General features: G+C 63.6%; 19 protein-coding genes and 3 tRNA genes. 16 read left to right on the top strand and 6 right to left on the bottom strand.

Translation table 11 applies throughout. The features are described 5' to 3' along the window. Window positions 1-16 precede the first annotated feature (16 nt). From EI983_RS10460 to EI983_RS10440, 5 genes are all read left to right on the top strand, one after another. Window positions 17-433, top strand: coding sequence for an HU family DNA-binding protein (locus EI983_RS10460; protein WP_157707343.1), 417 nt, complete (start codon window positions 17-19; stop codon window positions 431-433). Window positions 434-452: 19 nt separating this feature from the next. After that, window positions 453-527 (top strand) — tRNA-Val (locus EI983_RS10455). Between the two features lie 168 nt (window positions 528-695). After that, window positions 696-1,277 (top strand): histidine phosphatase family protein, encoded by a 582-nt coding sequence (locus EI983_RS10450; RefSeq protein ID WP_157707342.1) that lies wholly within the window; start codon window positions 696-698, stop codon window positions 1,275-1,277. 46 nt (window positions 1,278-1,323) lie between these two features. Then, a tRNA-Val gene (locus EI983_RS10445) sits at window positions 1,324-1,399 on the top strand. Window positions 1,400-1,701: 302 nt separating this feature from the next. Next, complete coding sequence (locus tag EI983_RS10440) at window positions 1,702-2,388, top strand: hypothetical protein (protein WP_157707341.1); 687 nt, start codon at window positions 1,702-1,704, stop codon at window positions 2,386-2,388. Here the strand turns inward: EI983_RS10440 and EI983_RS10435 are convergent. Next, a complete protein-coding gene (locus tag EI983_RS10435) occupies window positions 2,371-3,099 on the bottom strand; it encodes a helix-turn-helix domain-containing protein (RefSeq protein WP_157707340.1) in 729 nt (242 codons plus the stop codon). The two genes, EI983_RS10440 and EI983_RS10435, sit on opposite strands and share 18 nt — an antisense overlap. A 115-nt stretch (window positions 3,100-3,214) precedes the next feature. Between EI983_RS10435 and EI983_RS10430 the strand changes: the two genes are divergently transcribed. Both EI983_RS10430 and EI983_RS10425 read left to right on the top strand, forming a co-directional pair. Further along, window positions 3,215-3,445, top strand: a complete 231-nt coding sequence (locus EI983_RS10430; protein WP_157707339.1) for a hypothetical protein — start codon at window positions 3,215-3,217, stop codon at window positions 3,443-3,445. 106 nt (window positions 3,446-3,551) lie between these two features. Then, window positions 3,552-3,628: transfer RNA gene (locus EI983_RS10425), tRNA-Asp, on the top strand. 80 nt (window positions 3,629-3,708) lie between these two features. On the opposite strand, the gene EI983_RS10420 is transcribed toward EI983_RS10425, so the two are convergent. Next, window positions 3,709-4,572: an alpha/beta fold hydrolase gene (locus EI983_RS10420; protein ID WP_157707338.1), complete on the bottom strand. Its 864-nt coding sequence runs from the start codon at window positions 4,570-4,572 to the stop codon at window positions 3,709-3,711. Window positions 4,573-4,626: 54 nt separating this feature from the next. Further along, window positions 4,627-6,006, bottom strand: coding sequence for a M20/M25/M40 family metallo-hydrolase (locus EI983_RS10415; protein WP_157707337.1), 1,380 nt, complete (start codon window positions 6,004-6,006; stop codon window positions 4,627-4,629). Window positions 6,007-6,212: 206 nt separating this feature from the next. Between EI983_RS10415 and hemA the strand changes: the two genes are divergently transcribed. From hemA to EI983_RS10395, 4 genes are all read left to right on the top strand, one after another. Further along, entirely contained in the window at window positions 6,213-7,451 is a 1,239-nt protein-coding gene (hemA, locus tag EI983_RS10410) for a 5-aminolevulinate synthase (RefSeq protein WP_425500850.1), read from the top strand. A 139-nt stretch (window positions 7,452-7,590) separates the two neighbouring features. After that, entirely contained in the window at window positions 7,591-8,835 is a 1,245-nt protein-coding gene (locus tag EI983_RS10405) for a helix-turn-helix domain-containing protein (RefSeq protein WP_157707335.1), read from the top strand. A 75-nt stretch (window positions 8,836-8,910) separates the two neighbouring features. After that, window positions 8,911-10,041 carry a flavodoxin-dependent (E)-4-hydroxy-3-methylbut-2-enyl-diphosphate synthase gene (gene ispG / locus EI983_RS10400; RefSeq protein ID WP_157707334.1) on the top strand — a complete coding sequence of 377 codons (1,131 nt, stop codon included), beginning with the start codon at window positions 8,911-8,913 and terminating at the stop codon, window positions 10,039-10,041. A gap of 5 nt (window positions 10,042-10,046) precedes the next feature. Next, complete coding sequence (locus EI983_RS10395) at window positions 10,047-11,054, top strand: NAD(P)-dependent alcohol dehydrogenase (protein WP_246162115.1); 1,008 nt, start codon at window positions 10,047-10,049, stop codon at window positions 11,052-11,054. Between the two features lie 47 nt (window positions 11,055-11,101). Here EI983_RS10395 and EI983_RS10390 read toward each other — a convergent pair whose 3' ends face one another. Together EI983_RS10390 and EI983_RS10385 are read right to left on the bottom strand one after the other, a co-directional pair. Then, on the bottom strand, window positions 11,102-11,851 hold the full coding sequence (locus EI983_RS10390) for a DsbA family protein (protein ID WP_157707333.1): 750 nt from the start codon (window positions 11,849-11,851) through the stop codon (window positions 11,102-11,104). Between the two features lie 5 nt (window positions 11,852-11,856). Beyond that, on the bottom strand, window positions 11,857-13,185 hold the full coding sequence (locus EI983_RS10385; protein WP_157707332.1) for a M48 family metalloprotease: 1,329 nt from the start codon (window positions 13,183-13,185) through the stop codon (window positions 11,857-11,859). A gap of 75 nt (window positions 13,186-13,260) precedes the next feature. On the opposite strand from EI983_RS10385, the gene EI983_RS10380 reads away from it, so the two are divergent. From EI983_RS10380 to EI983_RS10370, 3 genes are all read left to right on the top strand, one after another. Then, window positions 13,261-14,412 carry a pyridoxal phosphate-dependent aminotransferase gene (locus EI983_RS10380; RefSeq protein ID WP_157707331.1) on the top strand — a complete coding sequence of 384 codons (1,152 nt, stop codon included), beginning with the start codon at window positions 13,261-13,263 and terminating at the stop codon, window positions 14,410-14,412. Window positions 14,413-14,519: 107 nt separating this feature from the next. Then, a complete protein-coding gene (locus EI983_RS10375; RefSeq protein ID WP_246162114.1) occupies window positions 14,520-15,737 on the top strand; it encodes an N-acetylmuramoyl-L-alanine amidase in 1,218 nt (405 codons plus the stop codon). 100 nt (window positions 15,738-15,837) lie between these two features. After that, window positions 15,838-18,360, top strand: a complete 2,523-nt coding sequence (locus tag EI983_RS10370; protein ID WP_157707330.1) for a penicillin-binding protein 1A — start codon at window positions 15,838-15,840, stop codon at window positions 18,358-18,360. A 31-nt stretch (window positions 18,361-18,391) separates the two neighbouring features. Here the strand turns inward: EI983_RS10370 and EI983_RS10365 are convergent, their stop codons facing one another. After that, window positions 18,392-19,432: an Ldh family oxidoreductase gene (locus tag EI983_RS10365; RefSeq protein WP_157707329.1), complete on the bottom strand. Its 1,041-nt coding sequence runs from the start codon at window positions 19,430-19,432 to the stop codon at window positions 18,392-18,394. Between the two features lie 185 nt (window positions 19,433-19,617). Here EI983_RS10365 and prfB point away from each other — a divergent pair, with 185 nt between their 5' ends. Both prfB and EI983_RS10355 read left to right on the top strand, forming a co-directional pair. Continuing rightward, entirely contained in the window at window positions 19,618-20,745 is a 1,128-nt protein-coding gene (gene prfB, locus EI983_RS10360) for a peptide chain release factor 2 (RefSeq protein WP_157707328.1), read from the top strand. Window positions 20,746-20,848: 103 nt separating this feature from the next. After that, window positions 20,849-22,111 (top strand): SulP family inorganic anion transporter, encoded by a 1,263-nt coding sequence (locus tag EI983_RS10355; protein ID WP_157707327.1) that lies wholly within the window; start codon window positions 20,849-20,851, stop codon window positions 22,109-22,111. Window positions 22,112-22,151: the final 40 nt, after the last annotated feature.

Genomic DNA, 22,151 nt, shown 5'->3' with positions numbered 1-22,151 from the left:
TGAGGAAAGGGCGGACATGGCCACGCGAACAAGCAAGACAACCCCGTCCAAAGGACGGCCCGGGACCAGCCCGACGGCAACCGGAACAACCGGGCGCAAGGCCACGGCCAAGCCCGTTGCGGCGCCCGAAGATGGCGCGGCCCGGCCCGAGGGGCTGGAGATGAAAAAGCAGGAGCTGATCGAAAAGGTTGTGCAGCTCTCCGGCGTCAAGAAGAAAGACGCCAAGCCCGTGGTCGAGGCGATGCTGGAGGTGCTGGGCGAGACGCTGGCACAGGGGCGCGGGCTGAACCTGGCGCCTTTGGGCAAACTCAAGCTGAACCGGACGAAAGAGACGCCAAACGCCCGGATCATCGTGGCGAAGCTGCGTCAGAACAAGAGCGGAAAGAAACCGGACGGGACAGGCAACAGAGCGGTTGCAGAGGCCGCGGAGTGACGCTAAAAGGCGCATCGGAGGGTGATTAGCTCAGTGGTAGAGCGCTTCGTTCACATCGAAGATGTCAGGAGTTCAAATCTCTTATCACCCACCATTAAACCCACCGTACAGCAGGGGCCGATGGTTTCGCAGTTGGATGGGCCTGACCCCCGGCGTTTGCTGCGCAAGCCGCCTCTGGTCAGGAGTTCAAATCTCTTATCACCCACCATTTCAATCCTGTGAGCCATTGAGAAGCGCGTTGCGTGCAGCGCCATGAGAGGCCATGTCTGACTATCCCAAAATCTGGTTCCTGCGTCATGGCGAGACCGAATGGAATGCCGAGCGGCGTATTCAGGGGCAGCTTGAATCGAAGCTGACGCCGCGCGGTATCGGCCATGCCGAGGCGCAGGCGCGTCTGATGGCGCCGATTCTCAAGGCCGACCCGCCCTGTTTCGTCTCGCCGCTGGGCCGGGCGCAGCAGACGGCGCAGATTGCCCTGGGGGCGCGGGCATATGTCACCGATCCGCGCCTTGCAGAGGCCCATGCGGGCGATTGGCAGGGGCTGTTGCACGCGGATGTGCGGCGGGACCACCCCGAGCTTTTGCCGCCTGAGACAACGGCGCTCGATCTGTTCCTGAAGGCGCCGGGCGGCGAGGGCTTTGCGGTGTTTCATGACCGGATCCTGGCGTTTATGCGGGACTTGACCGAGCCGTCGGTCGTGGTTGCGCATGGGCTGCTGGGGCAGGTGATGCGGGGGCTGATCCTGGGGCTGCCCCACGAGGAGATGGGGACGCTCAGCAATGAGCAGGCCTGTGTCTACGTGCTTGAAAACGGCAGTGAGACGGTGCTGCGCGAGGCGGCGTAAATCCCCCCTTGCCAGACGCCCCGCGCCCGGCTAAACCGCGCGGACCGGGTGATTAGCTCAGTTGGTAGAGCGCTTCGTTTACACCGAAGATGTCGGGAGTTCGAGTCTCTCATCACCCACCATTATCCTTCCCATGACTTGTTGATCCGCTTCCCTGTGCGGGGCCTGCGCGCGTGCGGGCGAGGCTGTATGGACGGGTATGGCGAAGGGGGGCGGCTGCGCGGCGGTCACCGATTTGGGACGAGAGCGCGGGCCGGTGAATTCGCCGAAAACGAATGATTGTTTCTGAACCGGAAACAAACTGTTTCGGGACGATTGAAGCTTTTCCTCCCCGGTGCATCTCCGATAGGTCTGAAGGTGGTCAGTAAAATTGTTAATGGTTTTCGTGTGTTCGCGCCCGGAGTGCCAGCTAAAGGGACGGAAGATGGGGAACTCGCTTGATTACATCAAGGTCGGCGGTGCGTGTGTGTCTTCGCTCGCCCAGAAGGGGTGTGAGGTGGAGGTGATCAGCGATTTCGCCGAGGCGGAATCCCTTATTCAGGACATGGGCAAGGAGAGCCAGACGGCAAAGCTGTCATCGGGGTTCAACGATTTCACCCAGGAAAGCGGTTTCTGGCTGTTCATGAAGGAAGAGGGCCGTTTTGTCACCGCGGTTGCGACCCGGTTCGATAATATCGGGCGGGAGCATATGGGCTCTTACATGATCCGGACCATGCGGCGGCATTATCCGAATGACAAAGGCGAGACGCTTTTGGAGTTCACCGATGCGCTGCCACCGGGGTTTCACGGCAGGATGGCCTATATCGGGGAGCTTTTCGTGCATCCAGATCATCGCGGGTCACGCCAGAAACTACGTTATTTCATGATGTTACTGCAATGTTGCATCGCCACGAAATGGCCGATCGACTGGGTCTATGCGATGATGCGCGACCGCGATGTCAAACGCGGTTTCGCCACGGTTTACGGCTTTTCCATGCAATTGCCCGGGGTGGCGAAATGGGTGTCACCTGCCCCTGAGGGCCGGGGCGATTCAGAATGGCTGGTGGCGGTGCCGGTGCATCATATGGATCACATGATGCATCATTATGCGCATTCACTCGAGAGCTTGTGAGTAGTTGAGCACATAGCCGTTTCCTGCCGTGTCACGCACCGGCAGAAGCAGGCGCTTGTAGACAAAGCGCAGCGGAAAACTGTGGCCGGGCAGGGTGACGTCAAGCTCCTGTACCGACAGTTGCGGATCGCCCTTGGTGGTTTCCACATGCGCAAGACGCACCGCGTCGCTGATCTTTTTGTCAAACGTGGTAAAGAGATAGCGCAGGTGTTCTGTGGAGTTCACGCCGAAGGAGCGGGTCGCCAGGCTCTGACTTCCGATCTTGTAGGGGTCGGGCAGGGGCGTGTCGGGCGTGGGCGCGCGGTAGAGATCGACATGTTCGGAGAGCGTGTCGAAATTCGACAGAACGCCGCCTTGCTGGTACCACCAGGTCAGCACGTCATCCAGAAGCGGCTGTGCGCCGCGCGTGGCAAGCTTGCGATGCGCTTCCTTGGTGACGGCGGTCAGGATCTTCTCGGCATGGGCCGAGACGACGCGGGTATCCACATCGGTGCCCGCGAGGGTGATCTGATCGTCGAGCCCGGCGATCTGATTGGGGGTCAGACCCAGGGCCGAACAGATCTTGACCACGGAAGAGTAACCCGGGTCGCTCTTGTTGGACAGCAGGTTGGAGATATAGCGCTCGCCCTGGCCGATCTTCAGCGACAGGCTCTTGTAATCATAATCCGAGTTTTGAATCAGCGCTTTAAGGCGCGTGTGAAAATCAGTCACTGATACCTCCCCCTGCAACGTGTCCTTAATACAGGACTTTGAGTCATTTATATTGACGTTGCTGACCTCACGTCAATTATAGAATCTGCGTCGGGCAGTAAAGGTAGTGGTGATTATGAGTTGTGACCAGACGCCGGATGACGGAAAGCGGGAGAAGCTGCTTTTCGTCATTCGCGACAGGCTGGAACGCCGGGAACGGCCGGTACTGTGGCCAAGCGAGGCCGCAGAGCTTCTGGAATGGGCGATCCTTTGTGACGATCGGGAAAAACAGGCGGAGCTTCTGTCGCTGTTCCGGCGCCTGGGCGGGATCGAGATCGTGCGCGCGGCCTTGTCGGATTTCGACTGATCCCGGGGTGGATCGGGGCGCGGTCGGGGCCGGTGCAAACTTCTTTGAAACTTTCCGCGCTTTGCCCATTGACGGGAGGGGCGGCTTTGATTAATCAGCCCCTCACGCGGTTGTAGCTCAGTTGGTTAGAGTACCGGCCTGTCACGCCGGGGGTCGCGGGTTCGAGCCCCGTCAACCGCGCCACTTTCCCCCCTCATAGATCATTTCTATATCATTGCGGATGTGGCGCCCGTCGCGCCCTTGCGGGCGTGCCTGGTCCTGGTTCAGGCAAAGAAGCGGTGCAGCGCGTCTGTGGTGTCCGCCGGGGCGGTGTCGATGAAGAAATGCCCGCCGGGGATGGCGGCGGCCTGCATCTCACTGCATTTGGGCGCCCAGGTGGCGGGGACGTCATAGGCCCTGGCCATCGCCCCCGTGCCCCCGTAAAGGATCAGCGTCGGGCAGGCGATGCGCGCCCCGAGATCCGCCGCGTCATCGTTGAAATCATGGGCAAGTGCGGCGCGGTAATCGTCGCACATGGCGCGGATCGTTTCCGGATCGCGCCAGGCGGTGCGGTAGGCGGCGAGCTGGTCCGCGTCGAAATCGCTGAGCGTGGCCCCGCCCCATCCCAGAAGACAGGACTGAAAATAGGCATCGGGGTCATGGCCGATCAGCGTTTCGGGGAAGGGCGCGGGCTGTGCCAGGAAAAACCAGTGGTAATAGGCCTGCGCGACATCGCGGTGCAGGTCCGACAGCAGGGTGTGGGTGGGGACGATATCCATCAGGCAGAGCCGGGTGATGGCCTGTGGCGCATCGAGCGCCATGCGGTGCGCCACGCGTGCGCCGCGGTCATGGGCGGCGATGGCGAACCTGTCGTGACCGAGATGGCGCATCAGCGCGAAGAGATCGCCACCCATGGCGCGAAAGCTATAATTGTGCAGGCCCTCGGGCTTGCCGCTCTGCCCATAACCGCGCAGGTCGGGGATGATGACGGTATGGCGGCGCGCCAGTTCGGGGGCAACCTTTGCCCACATCGCCCGCGTCTGGGGAAAGCCGTGCAGCAGAAGTAGCGGCGGGCCGGAGCCTGCCCTGCTATAGGCGATGTCGATGCCCTGCGGGGCGATGATATGATCGGTGAAGCCCGGGATCATCGGTTTGGGCCGGGGCCAAGAAAATTCGTACGAATTTTCTTCTGCCGCCCCGGATCAGCCTTTGGCCAGAGCATGCAGGACGCGCGCCCAGCTGCGCATGCCTTTGTGGAAGCTTTCGACATTGTATTTCTCGTTGGGCGAGTGAATCGCGTCATCGTCATGGGCAAAGCCGATCAGCATGGAATCGAGGTTCAGAATATCCTTGAAGAACCCGGCGATGGGGATCGAGCCGCCCATGCCCACCAGCACCGCCTCGCGGTTCCATTCATCCGAGAGCGCCTGGCGCGCCAGCTCGAACTCGGGGCGGTCGGTGTTCATCACCGCCGCTGCCGATCCTTCGAGATCGCCGTCCCACGTCACCCGCGCATCGGGGCTGAGATGGGCCTCCACGTGAAAGCGCAGACGGTCGCGGATGCGATCGGGGTCCATGTCGCCGACCAGGCGGCAGGTGAGTTTGCAATGCGCCTCGGCCGGGATGACCGTCTTGGTGCCGGCCCCCTGATAGCCGCCCCACATGCCGTTGATCTCAAGCGTCGGGCGCGCCCATTGCTGTTCGATCGTGGAATAGCCCTCTTCGCCATGCGGGCGGGTCATGCCGACCGAGCTGAGATAGGTCTCTTCGTCGAAGCCGCAGCTCTGCCATTGCCGCAACAGGTCTGCGGGAACCTCGTGCACGCCCTTGTAGAACCCGTCGATGGCGACGCGGCCGGTGTCATCGTGGAAGGTGGAGATGATCCGGGCCATTTCACGCAGCGGGTTGAGAGCGGGGCCGCCGTAATGGCCCGAATGCAGGTCCACGGTGGGGCCGTGGATGGTAAATTCTTCCTTCAGCATGCCGCGCAGCTGGCTGGCGATCGAGGGCACGCCGGGGGAGACCATGGAGGTGTCACAAATGAGCGCGATATCGGCCGAAAGCTCGGGCGCGTTTTCCTCCATGAAGGGAATCAGCGAGGGCGAGCCCGATTCCTCTTCGCCCTCGAAGAAAAACGTGATCTTGCAGGGCAGGGAGCCGGTGACGGCCTTGTAGGCGCGGCAGGCCTCGACGAAGGTCATGAGCTGGCCCTTGTCGTCGGAGGATCCGCGCCCGCGGATCACCTTGCCATGGGGTGTGTCCTGCAGCACGGGCTCGAACGGGTCGGTGTGCCACAGCTCCAGGGGGTCCACCGGTTGCACGTCGTAATGACCATAAAAGAGCAGGTGAGGCCCGGGCCCGTCGATATGTCCGACGACCATGGGCTTGCCCGGTGTTTTGCGTTTTTGTGCATCTATTCCAATGCTTTGCAAATCTTCCACCAGCCAGTCGGCAGCCTGTTCGCATTGGGCGTCATAGGCCGGATCGGTCGAGATGGAGGGGATGCGCAACAGCCCTGTGAGCCGGTCGAGTGCGGTGGGCAACTGGTCGTCAATGCGCGCGAGAATGGCGTCGAGGGACATGGGAACGGGCCTCTTGATCGATGTGACAGGTCGCGCAGACCGTAACAGCCCGCACGGCACTGTCCAGCATGTTGATCAAGATCAAAGAGCACCCCCGTGGCAATTTGTTACGTGTTGCGATATCCGGGGCCGGACTATAGGTATCGGAAAACTTGAATATGAGGGGCGTGCTGCGCCGTCTGCCTTTGATTTGAGGCAGATGCCAGATGGAGGGGATACTGGTGAACTACTCTGAGAAGCTGGATCAGGCGATCGGTCGTTTGCATGAAGAAGGTCGTTACCGGACCTTTATTGATATCGAACGCCAGAACGGACAGTTCCCGCACGCCACCTGGAACAAGCCCGACGGCACGCAGGCCCCGATCACCGTATGGTGCGGCAATGACTATCTTGGCATGGGCCAGCATCCCGCCGTGCTGGGCGCGATGCACGAGGCGCTGGATGCGACCGGCGCAGGCTCGGGCGGGACGCGCAACATCTCGGGCACGACGGTCTATCACAAGCGGCTTGAGGCGGAGCTGGCCGATCTGCATGGCAAGGAAGCTGCGCTGCTGTTCACCAGCGCCTATATTGCCAATGACGCCACATTAAGCACGCTGCCCAAGCTCTTTCCCGGCCTCATCATTTATTCGGATGAGCTGAACCATGCCAGCATGATCGAAGGGGTGCGCCGCAATGGCGGGGCGAAGCGGATTTTCCGGCATAACGACGTGGCGCATCTGCGCGAGCTTCTGGAGGCGGACGACCCCAGCCTGCCCAAGCTGATCGCGTTTGAGAGCGTCTATTCGATGGATGGCGATTTTGGCCCCATCGAAGAGATTTGCGACCTGGCCGATGAGTTTGGCGCGCTGACCTATATCGACGAGGTGCACGCGGTGGGCATGTATGGCCCGCGGGGCGCGGGCGTGGCCGAGCGCGACCGGCTGATGCATCGGCTCGACATCATCAACGGCACGCTGGCCAAGGCCTATGGCGTGATGGGCGGCTATATCGCCGCTTCGGCCAAGATGTGCGACGCGGTGCGGTCCTATGCGCCGGGCTTTATCTTTACCACGTCGCTGCCGCCGGCGGTGGCGGCGGGGGCTGCGGCCTCGGTGGCGCATCTCAAGCGCGATCAGGCGCTGCGCGATCAGCACCAGACACAAGCCAGGATCCTCAAGACCCGCCTGAAAGGGCTGGGCCTGCCGCTGATCGATCATGGCAGCCATATCGTGCCGGTGATCGTGGGCGACCCGGTCCACACCAAGAAGCTGAGCGACATGCTGCTTGAAGGCTATGGCATCTACGTGCAGCCGATCAATTTCCCCACTGTGCCACGCGGCACCGAGCGGCTGCGCTTCACGCCGTCGCCGGTACACGGGCCGAAGGAAATGGACGCGCTGGTGAACGCGATGGATGCGCTTTGGAGCCACTGCGCCCTGAATCGCGCGGAGTTGAGCGCATAAACGCCCATACCTGCGCGATTGATGCAAAATTGCTTGCGATGTGTTAGGTTAGCCGAAAGAAAAGGGCAGTTTCCGAATCGGGACATTCGGAAGGTGAGTGTGCCGGTGGTTCGGATTGGGTTTTCTAGAGGCGGGATTGATGATCGGGCGTCTTTCCAAACGCAAGGAACATGTCGAAGAGGTTGAGCCTAAAGGGTTCGACGATTTTGACCTGCGTTTGGGCGATGTGATGCGCGGCGAGCGCGCGACGCTCGGTAAATCCCTGCTCGATGTGGAGCGCGAGCTGCGCATCAAGGCGAGCTATATCGCAGCCATCGAAAACTGTGACCCGGATGCGTTTGACACGCCCGGCTTTATCCCCGGTTATGTGCGGTCCTATGCGCGCTATCTTGGCATGGACCCGGACCGGTCTTTCCGCAATTTCTGTTCTGAAAGCGGGTTCTCGATTGCGCATGGGATGTCGGCCGAGGCGTCGTCGATCCGCAAGCCCAATGATCCGCTGCGGCGCAAGCCGCGCGATGCCGATCCTCTGGTCGCCCCCGCAACGCCGTTCCTGCCGGCCTCGGAAAGCTTTCTGGCCCGGATCGAGCCGGGCGCGATCGGCTCGGCGCTGGTTTTGTTCGCCCTGATCGGCGCGATTGGTTATGGCGGGTATGCGGTGCTCAACGAGGTGCAGCGCGTGACCGTGGCCCCGGTGGAGAACACGCCCGATGTGCTGGCCGATCTCGATCCGCTGGCCGGTATGGCGATCACCAATGAGGATGTGATCACCGATGAGGTGACCGCAGGCGTTCAGATCACCAATGTGGACCGGCTGGGGCAGCTTTATCCGGCCGAAGACCGGCTGTATCGCCCCGAGGCGCTGGATGTGCCGGTGATGGTGGCGCGCGATGCGCCGATTTCGACGCTCGATCCCGCCCGCGTGGGCGCGCTCAGCTCTGATCTGCCCGCTGCAGAGCGCGACAGCACCCTGGTGATTGCAGAAGGCTCCGCGCCGCCGCTGGCGCAGCCGACAACGCCGCAGGTTCTGGCCGATCAGCCGGCCGGTGTGCAGATGGTCGCCGTGCGCCCGGCCTGGGTGCGGGTGCGTTCGGCCGATGGCAGTGTGATCTTCGAAGGTATCCTGAACGCGGGCGACACCTATGATGTGCCCGTGACCGAGGAGCCGCCGGTGCTGCGCGTGGGCGAAAGCGGGGCGATCTATTTTGCCGTGGCCGGGCAGATTTACGGGCCTGCGGGGCCGCGCGGGTCGGTCACGTCGAATATGTCGCTGGCCTCGGCGGACCTGACCGGAACGTTGCAGCCTGCGGTGCTGGAACAGGATCAGGATCTGGAGCGTTACGTGGCCGAACTGAGCCAATCCGCGCAACCCGCAGATCAATAACCCTCTAGAGATTGCGGGCACCGTGCGGCTGCACTATGTCTGGGAAAAGCCCTGACAGACCCATAGGCCCATGAGATGACCCATAATCCGATCCGTCCCTGGCGCAATATCGACCGGCGCGAAAGCCGTCAGATCATGGTAGGCAATGTGCCCGTGGGCGGCGGTGCGCCGATCAGCGTGCAGACCATGACCAATACCGACACGACCGATGTTGCGGCCACGGTGGCGCAGGTGCAGGCCGCGGCCGAGGCGGGGGCGGATATCGTGCGCGTCTCGGTGCCCGATGAGGCCAGTGCGCGGGCGATGAAGGATATCTGCCGCGAGAGCCCGGTGCCGATCGTGGCCGACATTCATTTCCATTACCGACGCGGGATCGAGGCGGCCGAGGCGGGGGCCGCGTGCCTGCGCATCAACCCGGGCAATATCGGCAGCGCGGACCGGGTGCGCGAGGTGATCGCGGCGGCGCGGGATCACGGCTGTTCGATGCGGATCGGGGTGAATGCGGGCAGCCTGGAAAAGCACCTGCTAGAAAAATATGGCGAGCCGTGTCCGGATGCGATGGTGGAGAGCGGGCTCGATCATATCCGGGTGTTGCAGGACAATGATTTTCACGAGTTCAAGATCAGCTGCAAGGCGTCGGATGTGTTCATGGCCGCAGCCGCCTATCAGATGCTGGCCGAACAGACCGACGCGCCTATTCACCTTGGCATCACCGAGGCGGGCGGGCTGATGACCGGCACGATCAAGTCAGCGATCGGCCTGGGCAGCCTGCTGTGGATGGGCATTGGCGACACGATCCGCGTGAGCCTCAGCGCCGATCCGGTGGAAGAGGTGAAGGTGGGCTATGAGATCCTCAAGAGCCTCGGGCTGCGCCACCGGGGCGTGAACATCATCTCTTGCCCCTCCTGCGCGCGGCAGGGTTTTGATGTGATCCGCACGGTCGAGACGCTGGAAAAACGGCTGGAGCATATCAAGACGCCGATGAGCCTCAGTATCATCGGCTGTGTGGTCAATGGGCCGGGCGAGGCGCTGATGACCGATGTGGGCTTCACCGGGGGCGGGGCCGGGTCGGGCATGGTGTACCTGGCGGGCAAGGCGAGCCACAAGATGAGCAATGATCAGATGATCGACCATATCGTCGAAGAGGTCGAGAAACGCGCCGAGGCCATAGAGGCGGGCAACGCCGAGCCACAAGCCGCAGAATAGCGCGGATGAGCGGCGGCCCTCCTTCCCGGATGCGCGCCGCCCTGTCCAGGCGCTATGGCGGTCCTGAGCAAATCGAAGTGACACAGATTGAAACACCCCGGCCGGGGCCGGGCGAGGTGGTGATCAAGCTGCACGCCACGACTGTCAGCCGAACGGATTGCGGCATGCTGCGCGGGTATCCGTGGTTCATGCGCCTGTCTGCGGGGCTGTTCGCGCCGCGGGCAAAGGTCCTGGGTGTGGATTTTGCCGGGACGGTCGCCGCGATCGGCGAGGGGGTCGGCGCCTATGCGCCCGGTGACCGGGTTTTCGGCCTGTCGCCCGAGCGGTTCGGGGCCCATGCCGAGTATCTTTGCCTGCCGGTGACCGGGCCGATGGCGCTGCTTCCCGAGGGGATTGAGTTTGCGGATGCCGTGCTCTGCGAAGGGGCGTGGTATGCCGAGACCTATTTGCAGGATTTCGGGATCGGCCCCGGTGACCGCATTCTGATTTATGGCGCATCGGGGGCGATCGGCACGGCGGCGGTGCAACTGGCCAAGGCACGCGGGGCGGAGGTGACGGCGGTTGTGGGGACACGGCATGTCGATCTGGCGCGCGAGCTGGGGGCGGACCGGGTGATCGACTATCAGAAAGAGGCGTATCTCGCCCTTGATGAGCGCTTTAACTTCATTCTGGATGCCGTTGGAAAGGCGTCCTATTTTCAGTGCAGGAAGCTGCTTTTGCCGGACGGGCGCTTTGCCGCGACGGACCTTGGAGCCGGGTGGCAGAATATCTGGTTGTCGCTGTGGTTTGGCCTGATCGGCTCTACGCGGTTACGCTTTCCGATGCCCAGGGCGAATCCGGTGATGATTGCCCGTTTTGCCAGTCTGATGCGGGCGGGACAGCTGAAGGCCGTGATTGACCGGTGCTATGGGCTGAATGAGATCGTCGCGGCCTATCGCTATGTCGAAACGGCGCAGAAGACGGGGATCGTGATCCTTGATCCTGTGGCGCAGACCGGGGGCGAGACGCCCTAGCGGGCGCCTCCTGGTCGATTGGCGGATGGGGCCGATTGGCGGACGGGTCAGTTCGCGCGGATTGCCTCGGCTATCTGCATCATGCCGTCGAGCGGCAGGTAACCACGCAACATGCGCTCACCCATCACGAAGGACGGTGTGCCGGAGATCTGAAGCCGCCCGGCGAGGCTGTGATTTTCGGCGATCACCTTGGTCACCGCGTCGCTTTGCATGTGGTCGAGGATGGATTGACCCTCAAGCCCCAGCGTTTCGGCGATGCGCAGGAGCGAGGTGTCATTCACCTGGCCCTTGAAGGTGATCAGCGCATCATGCGCGGACTTGTAGGCCTCGTCGCCCGCCAGCTGATGCGTGGCGATGGCAAAGCGCGAGCTGAGTTCGCTCTCTTGCCCAAGGATCGGAAATTCCTTGACGATGAAGCGGATATTTCCATCCATTTCAATCAGTTGCTCCACCTCGTTATGGGCGCGGCGGCAATAGCCGCAGCGGTAGTCGATGAACTCCACCAGAACGAGGTCTCCGTCGGGATTGCCGCCCTCCCAGGAGTGGCCGTCATTCAGCAATTCATCGAGATTGGCGCGCACCAGTTCCACATCCGCCAGTTCCTTCGCGGCTTTCTCGCGCTCTTCCAGAACCGCGACGGCCTCCATGATTACCTCGGGATTTTCCAGAAGGAAAGCCCGGACCTCGGCCCGGAACAGGCCGCGTTCGACGTCGGACATGCTTTCGAGGTCGAGCGCCAGCGCGGGCAGCGGCAGGGCGAGGCAGAGGCCCAGAGCGGGCAGGGTCAGGCGGGTCATGGTGGTTATCTCCGTTTCTTTTGGGCGGCTTCCGAGGCAGAAAGCACATCTTGGGCGCGCTGCCAAGCGGCAGACCCGCGCGGCAGAAGGTCCGACGCCCGTTTGGCGTGAATGCCGGCGTCTTTCAGACGGCCCAGCATGGCGTAGCGTTCGGCGGTCATGACCGAGGCCATACCGGTGTTGCCGAGCTTGGCGTGCCCCGCGGCGAGATCGCGCAGCACACGGGCATCGCGACCGTCGCGGGCGCGTGATTTTTCAAGGACTTGTACGGCCTTCTTCACCTGCCCATCCGCCAGCAATGCACGTCCGTAGGCGCCCAGGATCAGGGCGTTCTTGGGGGCGAGATTGGTGGCGCGGGCATAGGCGGACACGGCCGGTTTGATCTGGCGGCTTTCCATCAGGATCTGGCCGCGCAATTCGTGGTAATAGGGGTCTTTGGGACGTGTCGCGATGGCGCCGTCAATGGCCGCCAGCGACCGGCGCAGGTTGGACTGGCGGTGATAGGCCACCGCCTGGCGCATCAGTTTGACATCCTGATAGCCATATTCGCCAGCGCGGTTGAGCGTCCATTTGGGCGAGCGCTCAAAGGCCGAAAGCTTGCTTTTGGCGCGGGCGAACCAGTAATCATGCTCGGGATTGCTGCGTTTGCGGTCGGCATAGCCCGCGGCGAGCCGCTGCACCACGCGGAACCGGTCGGAGGAGAGCGGATGAGTGCGGGCATAGGCATCGCGGCGCGAGACCGACAGCGCCTCTTGCCCGCGGAAGATCTCCATCACGCGCACCGCGCCCGAGGGGTCGATCCCGGCATTGGCCAGATAGCGCATGCCGGTCTGGTCGGCGGCGTTTTCCTCGGCGCGGGTATGGGCCATGAGCAGGCGCAGCGCGGTGTTGGAGGCGCCCAGGGCCGCGGCGCCAATGGCATCGGAATGGCCCGAGGTCGCCGCCGCCGCCCCGGCCAGCACCATGCCGATGCCCGCGGCCGTGCGCGCGTTGCGCACATTCACCGGGCGGCGCACAAGGTGGCCGTTGGCGATATGCGCGGCCTCATGGGCAATGACCGATTGCAGCATGGCGGCATCGTCCATTTTCAGGATCAGCCCGGCATGCAGAAAAATCGCGGAGCGGTCGACCACGAAGGCGTTGAGGCTGCGATCGTCGATGACCAGGATATCGGTGCTGGTGGGGCTGAGCCCGGCGGATTTGAGGATGGGCGCGGCCAGTTGCTTGAGCGCGTATTCGATATCCGGGTCGCGCAGCAGCGTCAGCGCGCGCAGCGGCGAGGCCAGCGAGAGCGACAGCACCAGAGCAAGGGCAAAAAACCGAAGAAGCTGCATTGACGGCACGATACATTCCAAGCGAAACCCGGGCGCGAACACCCCGAAAGATGCGCCCACCTTAGGAAGAGATATATGCGGAACTCAAGGCGAAGCCAGGTCGATCCCTTTATTGTGATGGATGTCATGCAGGCCGCGGCCCGTGCAGAAGCCGAAGGAAGGCACATCATCCACATGGAAGTGGGCCAGCCCGGCACGCCGGCACCGGAGGGGGCACGAGACGCATTGGCCCACGCCATGCAGAGCGATGCGATGGGCTATACCGTGGCACTGGGGCTGCCGGAGCTGCGCACGCGGATCGCGAAACTCTATGCGGAGTGGTACGGTGTCGATCTGGACCCGGGGCGCGTGATCGTGACGCCCGGCTCGTCCGGGGCGTTCCTGCTGGCCTTCACGGCGCTGTTTGACACGGGCGACCGGGTGGGGATCGGCGCGCCCGGCTATCCCAGTTACCGGCAGATATTGCGCGCGCTCGACCTGGTGCCGGTGGATATCGAGACGGCGGCGGAAAACCGCTTTCAACCGGTGCCGGGCGACCTGAAGGGGCGCGATCTGAAGGGGCTGATGGTGGCGAGCCCGGCGAATCCCAGCGGCACGATGCTGGGCGAGGCAGAGATGCGTGCGCTGATCGAAGCCTGCGCGGAGCAGGGGGCGAGCTTTATCAGCGACGAGATCTATCACGGGATCGAATACGAGAGACAGGCGGTGAGTGCGCTTGAGATCAGCGACGATGTCTATGTGATCAATTCTTTTTCCAAGTATTTCTCGATGACCGGCTGGCGCGTGGGCTGGATGGTGGTGCCGGAGGCGCATGTGCGCGTGGTCGAGCGGATCGCGCAGAACATGTTCATCTGCCCGCCCCATGCCAGCCAGGTGGCCGCTTTGGCGGCGATGGAATGCGAGGCGGAGTTGCAGGCGAATATGGAGGTTTACCGGCGCAACCGGGCGCTGATGCTGGAGGGGCTGCCCAAGGCCGGGTTCGACAGGATCGCGCCGCCCGACGGGGCGTTCTATGTCTATGCGGATGTGTCGGAGCTGACCGATGACAGCCGCGCGCTGGCGGCGGATATCCTGGACAAGGCGGGTGTGGCGGTCACGCCTGGGCTGGATTTCGATCCGGAGCGGGGCGGCGGTACGCTGCGCTTTTCCTATGCGCGCGCGACGGCGGATATCGAGGAGGGTCTGGCCCGGCTGGCGCGCTACATGGCGGAGCGTGGCGCGGGCTGAGAGGTTGGGGTTTTGAGTATTTGGGGAACAATGAAAGACAAGGTCTGTCCGAATCCCCTCAGGCTCGTGTAGGCTGACGGCAACGAGAGCAAGACCGGGCACCGGCGGTGAGCAGATTTATCAACATGGTGGCGGCGGCGCTGCTGGGGCTGTGGGCCGCAGCGGCGGGCGCGCAGGAGTTCAGCGGGTTGGCGCGGGTGCTGCCCGAGGGGTCGGGGCTGCAAGATGCCGGTGAGGGGATCGAGCTGCGGCTCAGGCTGAGCCAGGGGGTGCCGTACCGGGTGTTCACGCTGGAAGACCCGGAGCGGCTTGTGCTGGATTTCCGCGAGGTGGACTGGAGCGGGGCCGATGCGGCCGCGCTCGACCGGGCCGAGCGGGTGAGCGGCGTGCGCATGGGCGGGTTTCGCCCTGGCTGGTCGCGGATGGTGGTCGACCTGGCGGGGCCGTATCTGGTGCGGACCGCGGATCTGAGCCTGGAGGCGGAGACCGGGCAGGCGGAGCTGATCGTGCGGCTTGAGCCGGGCAGCGCCGAGGCCTTCGCGGACGCGGCCGGGGCGCCGTCCTTGCCGGGATGGGATGTGCCGACGGGTGGCGAGCCTGTTGAAAAACCCCTTGATAACAAGCGCTTGAAGGTCATGCTTGATCCAGGCCACGGGGGGATAGACCCGGGCGCGGATCAGGGGGGCGTGCTGGAAAAGGACCTGATGCTGCTTTTTGCCATCGAACTGAGGGAGCTTTTGCTGCGTTCGGGCGAGATCGAGGTGGCGATGACGCGTCACGATGACAGTTTCGTTTCGCTGGAGCGGCGGGTGGCCCTGGCGCATCAGGCGGGCGCGGACCTGTTTCTATCGCTGCATGCCGATGCGCTGAGCGAGGGGCGCGCGCATGGGGCGACGGTCTATACCCTGTCGGAGGAGGCGTCGGATGCGGCTTCGGCGGCGCTGGCCGAGCGCCACGATCGGGCCGACATCCTGGCGGGGATCGACCTGCAGGGGCAGGATGATGTGGTTGCCGATATCCTGATTGATCTGGCCCGTCTCGAAACCCAGCCCCGGGCCGAACGCTTTGCCGAGGCGTTGCGGCTGGGGATCAAGCAGCGCGGGCTGAAACTCGCCGGGCGGCCGATGCGCTCGGCGGGGTTCTCGGTGCTGAAAAGCGCCGATATTCCGTCGGTTCTGCTGGAACTCGGGTTTCTGTCCAGCGCCAAGGATCGCGCCAACCTGAAGAACCCCGAGTGGCGCGCGGTGATGGCTGCGTCGATACGGGATGCGATCATTGCCTGGCAGCGGGCCGATGCGGCGACGCGAGATCTGGTGCGGCAATGAGCGGGGGGCAGGCAAAACGCCGCCCATATGCGGGGCATTTGTGTTTTGACGCCGCTGGCGCGCATCCCTATATGACAGACAACGCAACCCGGGGTCTTTTGTGTTAAGAGCTATCCTCTCATTTTTCGGCACGATCTTCAGCCTGCTGACGCTGGGGATCACGCTGATCCTGCTGAGCATCGGCGCGGTGTTCTATATCTATGGCGAGGACTTGCCCAGCCATGAGAGCCTGGCCAATTACACGCCTCCGACCATCAGCCGGATCTATTCGGGCGAGGGGCGGATCATTGACGAATTTTCCAAGGAACGGCGGCTGTTTACCCCGGCCGAGGAGATCCCGCCGCTGGTGAAACACGCGTTCATCTCGGCCGAGGACAAGAATTTCTATACCCACCAGGGCTATGACGCGCGCGGCATCGCGGCAGCTTTCGTTGAGGCGGTGCGCACCCGTGGACAGACGGTGCGCGGTGCGTCGACCATCACCCAGCAGGTGATGAAGAACTTCCTGCTGAGCGGGGACCGGCGGCTGGAACGCAAGATCAAGGAGATCATCCTGGCGACGCGGATCGAGGATACGCTCGACAAGGAGGAGATCCTGGAGCTGTACCTGAACGAGATTTTCCTCGGTCAGAATTCCTATGGTGTGGCGGCGGCGGCGCAGACCTATTTCAACAAACCGCTGCGCGAGCTGGCGCCGCACGAGGCGGCGTTTCTTGCCACGATGCCCAAGGCGCCCTCGGATTATCATCCGGTGCGCCAGAAGGACCGGCTACAGGCGCGGCGGGACTTCGTGCTCGAAGAGATGATGGAGAATGGCTATCTCACCCGCGAGCAGTACGAGTATGAGGTGGCCCAGCCGGTGCGGTCCGTGCAGAACGGGGATTTCGAGCCCTTTTCCGCCGAACTGCCGCCCCGGGATTACTTCACCGATGAAATCCGTCGTCAGCTGACCCGCGATTTTGGCGAAGGGGAGTTTTTCACCGGGGGTCTGAGCGTTCGTGCGACAATCGACCCGGAGATGCAGAAACTGGCGGCACAGTCCCTGCAGCAGGAGCTGGAGCGCTATGACCGGAATCGGGGTCAGTGGCGCGGGACCGGCAAGACGCTGCCCGCGGAGGTGCTGGGCGACGAGGCGGCCTGGCGGGAGGCGCTGGCCGCGGTCGAGGTGAGCCGCGATGTGGACCTGGGCGGCAAGTGGCATCCGGCGGTCGTGCTGGAGATCGGCGATCAGCAGATGCGGGTCGGGATCGAGGGCGTGCAGGAGAGCGAGGCCGAGCCGCATGTGATCCCGCGCAAGGATATCGCCTGGCTGCCGAAGAATTTCAGAGAGACGTTCGAGTCGGGCGATGTGGTGCATGTGCGCCGGATGACTGAAGATGGCTCGGGCGCGTTCATCCGCTGGACGCTGCGGCAGGTGCCGGAGGTGCAGGGCGGGTTCATGGCGATGGATGTGCATACCGGGCGGGTGATCGCGATGCAGGGCGGCTTCAGCTATCAGCATTCGGTCTTCAACCGCGCGACGCAGGCGCAGCGGCAGCCCGGTTCGAGCTTCAAGCCCTTTGTCTATGCCGCCGCCCTGGACAGCGGCTATACGCCGGCCACGATCGTGGTGGACGCGCCGATCGAGATCAACACGCCGCAGGGGCTGTGGCGGCCGCGCAACTCGTCCAACCGGTTTTATGGGCCCACGCCGCTGCGCACGGGCATCGAGCAGTCGCGGAACCTGATGACCATCCGCCTGGCCCAGGAGGTCGGCATGGATATCGTCGCCGATTATGCCGAGCGTTTTGGCGTCTATGACAACATGAGCCGGTTCCTGGCCAATTCGCTGGGCTCGGAAGAGACCACGCTGTACAAGATGGTGGCGGCCTATGCGATGTTTGCCAATGGCGGCGAGCGGGTCGAGCCGACACTGGTCGACCGGGTGCAGGACCGCTATGGCAAGACCGTCTATCGCCATGATCAGCGCGATTGCACCGAATGCGCCGATCCCAATATCGCCGAAGGCCGCGCGCCGCGTATCGTGTCGCACCGCGAACGGGTGATGGACGCGGTGACGGCCTATCAGCTGACCTCGATGATGAAAGGGGTCGTGGATCGCGGCACGGCGGCCAGCAATATCAACCTGCCGGTGCCGATTGCCGGGAAAACCGGGACGACCAATGAGGCGCGCGATGTGTGGTTCGTGGGCTTCTCCAGCAATATCGTGGCGGGGTGCTACATCGGTTTCGACCAGCCGCGCCCGATGGGGCGGGGGGCCTATGGCGGCACGATGTGCGGCCCGGTCTTTCAGCGGTTCATGGCGAAGGCGATCGAGAGCTATGGCGGTGGCCAGTTCGAGGTGCCCGCGGGCTGTGAGTTCATCAAGATTGACCGCCATACCGGTGCGCGCCTGTCGAGCGACGCAAGCGGCTCTCATGTGGTGGCCGAATGTTTCCGCGAGGGCGAAGACCCTGTCTTTGGCATCATGTTCGACGGCGGCTTTGCGATGGGCGACGATCTTGATCTGTTCAGCGCGGGCGAGAGCGAGCAGGTCAGACAGATCACCACCTCGACCGGCAAGAAGGCCCAGGTGGGCGACAAGGCGACCTTTGGCTCGATCAGCTCGGGCGGGTTGTACTGAGCCATCGGCGCGCGGTCGGTCGGGTCGCGCGTCAATCCAGATTTAGCTTCAGTGTGGCTGCCAGCGCCGCGATCTGGGTCCAGGTCGCGGTGGGCAGGGAAACGGGGCGGTCGGCGTTGCGGGCGCGGGCATGGGCCTCGCGTTCGCCGGGCACCTCCACACTGTCAAAGCCCGGAGCCGGGGGGCATGTGCGCAGCTCGTCCAGGATTTCCTCGGCGATCTCCTGCATGCGCGTGGGGGTCTGATAGAGGCTGCAATCAAGCGCCAGCATCAGCCAGTTGCATTCGGTGCGCACGGGGCCAAGCATGGCCTCGGCGATCATTTCGGCCGCAACCGAGAGCGCATAGCCCTTGGGCCCGCCCGCCGTGAGGATCGCGCCACCGTTGAAATAGGCCTCGGGGTCGGTGCTGGGGTGGCCGTCCCGGTCGATTATGACGCCTTCGGGCAATTGCGCCCCGGCGATGCGGGCGCCATAGACCCAGCCCGCGGCGGCGGCGGATGTGGCGAAATCGACGATCACCGGACCGTGGTTGCCGCCCGGAATACCGATGGCATAGGGGTTGGTGGACATGAGCGCCTTGCGCCCGCCATAGGGGGCGACGAGGCGCCAGTCCTTGCGCCCGCCGCCGCCGATGATGATCAGAAGGCAGCCTGCGCGCGCGGCCTCCTCGGCATAGGCGCCGAGCCGGCCGGTATGGCCCACATCCTCAAGCGCGATGGCGGCAAGGCCCGACGCTCTGGCGTGGTCGATGACTGAGCGGACGGCCAGAGACATGGCCGGGATGCCGATGCCGCCCTGGCCATTGACGAGCCATGCGCCCCGGTCGTTCTGCCGCAATTCGGGCCGGGCATCGGCGCGCAGATAGCCGCTGTCGTAGTAGTCGGCATAAGGCAGGATGCGCCAGACCCCGTGCGATTCAACGCCCGAGCGGTCGGCGTCGATCAGGTGATCGGCCACCTGATGCGCGATGTCCCGGGGACAGCCTTTTGCGGTCAGAACGCCGGTGACGATCCGGTGGGCAAGATCGGAGGGGATCTCGGTGCGGGCGGTGTTGGGGCTGTATTTGGTCATGGCTCTCGCTGGGTCTGCTGTCTCATGAAGGGAGGGCGGGGCGCGCGCGTCTAGCATGTCTGCGACATGAGGCGGCGCGGGGGGTAAAACCCCGCCCTGCGGATGCGCGCCGGGTGTGAACCCATCTTGCCGGCTCTGTGCGCCTGCGCTATCACGCGGGTCTGAGCAGACCAAGGATCACCGCAATGCGCGCCGAAATTCAGACCCTTGTGGGGGAGATCGAAAACTCGCTGGAGCTGTTGCGCCAGCGCATGGGCTGGGAGACGGCGCAGCACCGGCTGGAGGAGTTCAACGCGCGGGTGGAAGATCCGACGCTGTGGGACGACCCGGCCAAGGCGCAGAAGCTGATGCGCGACCGGCAGTCGCTGGTCGATGCGCTGGAGACGCATAACAGCATTCAGCAGGAGCTGAGCGACAATAGCGAGCTGATCGAGCTTGGCGAGATGGAGGATGACAAGGAGGTTGTCACCGATGCCGAGAACGCGCTGAAGGCGCTGGCCAAAAGGGCCGCCGCGAAGGAGCTGGAGGCGCTGCTGGATGGCGAGGCGGATGCCAATGACACCTTCCTTGAGATCAACGCAGGTGCCGGCGGCACCGAAAGCTGCGACTGGGCGAGCATGCTGGCGCGTATGTATGTCCGCTGGGCCGAGAAGCGCGGCTATACCGTGGAGCTGCAATCGGAAAGTGCGGGCGACGAGGCCGGGATCAAATCCGCGGCCTACAAGATCAGCGGCCATAATGCCTATGGCTGGCTCAAATCCGAAAGCGGCGTGCACCGGCTGGTGCGGATCAGCCCGTTTGATTCAGCCGCCAAGCGGCACACGTCCTTCTGCTCGGTCTGGGTTTATCCGGTGGTGGATGACGATATCGAGATCGAGGTGAACCCGGCCGATATCCGCATCGACACCTATCGGTCATCCGGTGCGGGCGGCCAGCACGTCAACACCACCGATTCCGCCGTGCGGATCACCCACCACCCGACCGGGATCGTCGTGACCTCCTCGGAGAAATCGCAGCACCAGAACCGGGATATCGCCATGAAGGCGCTGAAATCGCGGCTCTATCAGCTGGAGCTGGACAAGCGCAACGAGGCGATCAACGAAGCGCATGAGGCCAAGGGCGATGCGGGCTGGGGCAACCAGATCAGGTCGTACGTGTTGCAGCCCTACCAGATGGTCAAGGATCTGCGCACCAATGTGGAGACGTCGGACACCAAGGGTGTGCTCGATGGTGATCTGGACCAGTTCATGGCCGCCACGCTGGCGATGAACGTGTCGGGCAAATCCCGTGCCGAGGCGCAGGGCGAGGACTAGCGCACCCTGCCGCACGCCCGCCCGCATGTAAGATGCGGAATTGTCGCATCCTAAGATGATCATCGGGCATGACAGGACGATGGATTACTCCTAGCCTGCGGCCATGAAACCCAAGATCATCACAACGATGGCCGGCTATTCCAGATCGCTGCTATATCAGGATTTGGTGGCGGGGATGACGGTGGCGATGGTCGCGCTGCCGCTCAGCCTTGCGATTGCGATTGCCTCGGGGGCCGACCCTGCCAAGGGGCTGGTGACGGCGATTGTCGGGGGCTTCCTGATTTCGTTGCTGGGGGGCAGCCGGGTGCAGATCGGCGGGCCGACCGGGGCGTTTATCGTCGTCGTCTTCGGGGTGATCGCGGAGCATGGCTATGACGGGCTGATCATCGCCACGTTCATGGCCGGTCTGATCCTGCTCGTGGCCGGGTATTTCAGGGCGGGCCGGCTGATCGCTCTGGTGCCGCACCCCGTCGTCAACGGCTTCACCATCGGGATTGCGGTGATCATCGCCACCAGCCAGTTGAAGGACATGCTGGGGATCCCGCTCGACGAGGTGCCGGCCGAGTTTGTGGCAAAGATCGGGGCGCTGTGGGCGGCGCGAGATATGGTCTCGGCGGAGTCGGCGCTGACAGGTCTGGCGACGATGGTGCTGATCGTGCTGTTTCGCCGGGTGGCGCCGAAATGGCCGGGGCTGATTGTTGCGATGGCGCTTACCTCGGGAGGGGTGGCTCTGGCGGGTCTGGATGTGGCGACGATCCAGTCGCGGTTTGGGGCGTTGCCCGCCACTCTGCCTTGGCCCGAAATGCCTCAGATCAGTTTCGAGCGGATGGTCAGCTTGCTGCCTTCGGCGCTGATCATCGCCTTTCTGGCGGGAGTTGAATCGCTTCTGTCGGCGATGGTGGCCGACAGCATGATCAAGGGACAGCATCGTCCCAATGCGGAGTTGCTGGCACAGGGGGCGGCCAATGTCGGGTCGGCGCTGTTCGGGGGGATGCCGGCCACCGGGGCCATTGCGCGCACGGCCACGAATATCCGGGCAGGCGGCAAGACCCCTGTTGCGGGGCTGGTTCACGCGGTGACGATCCTGCTGGTGATGCTGTTTGCCTCAAACCTCGTCGGATATATGGCGATGCCAGCCCTTGCGGGGCTGCTGATCCTGACCGCATGGAACATGAGCGAGCCTGACAAGTGGAGGGAGTACCTGACGCAGCGCAGATCGGACACTGGCCTGTTGCTGCTCACGCTTGTCCTTACCGTTCTGACCGATCTCACCGTGGCGATCGGGTGCGGTGTCGCCTTGGGGCTGGCCCTTCGGCTACAGCGGCGCGGCGTTCCTGCGTCGGACTGGTCCGAGCCTGACAGGTAAATGCAGCGGACAGGCCGGTACCGGCGCAGGGGAAGAGCCG

Source organism: Roseovarius faecimaris, assembly GCF_009762325.1.
Lineage (GTDB): Bacteria > Pseudomonadota > Alphaproteobacteria > Rhodobacterales > Rhodobacteraceae > Roseovarius > Roseovarius faecimaris.
This window is presented reverse-complemented; position numbering and strand designations above follow the sequence as displayed.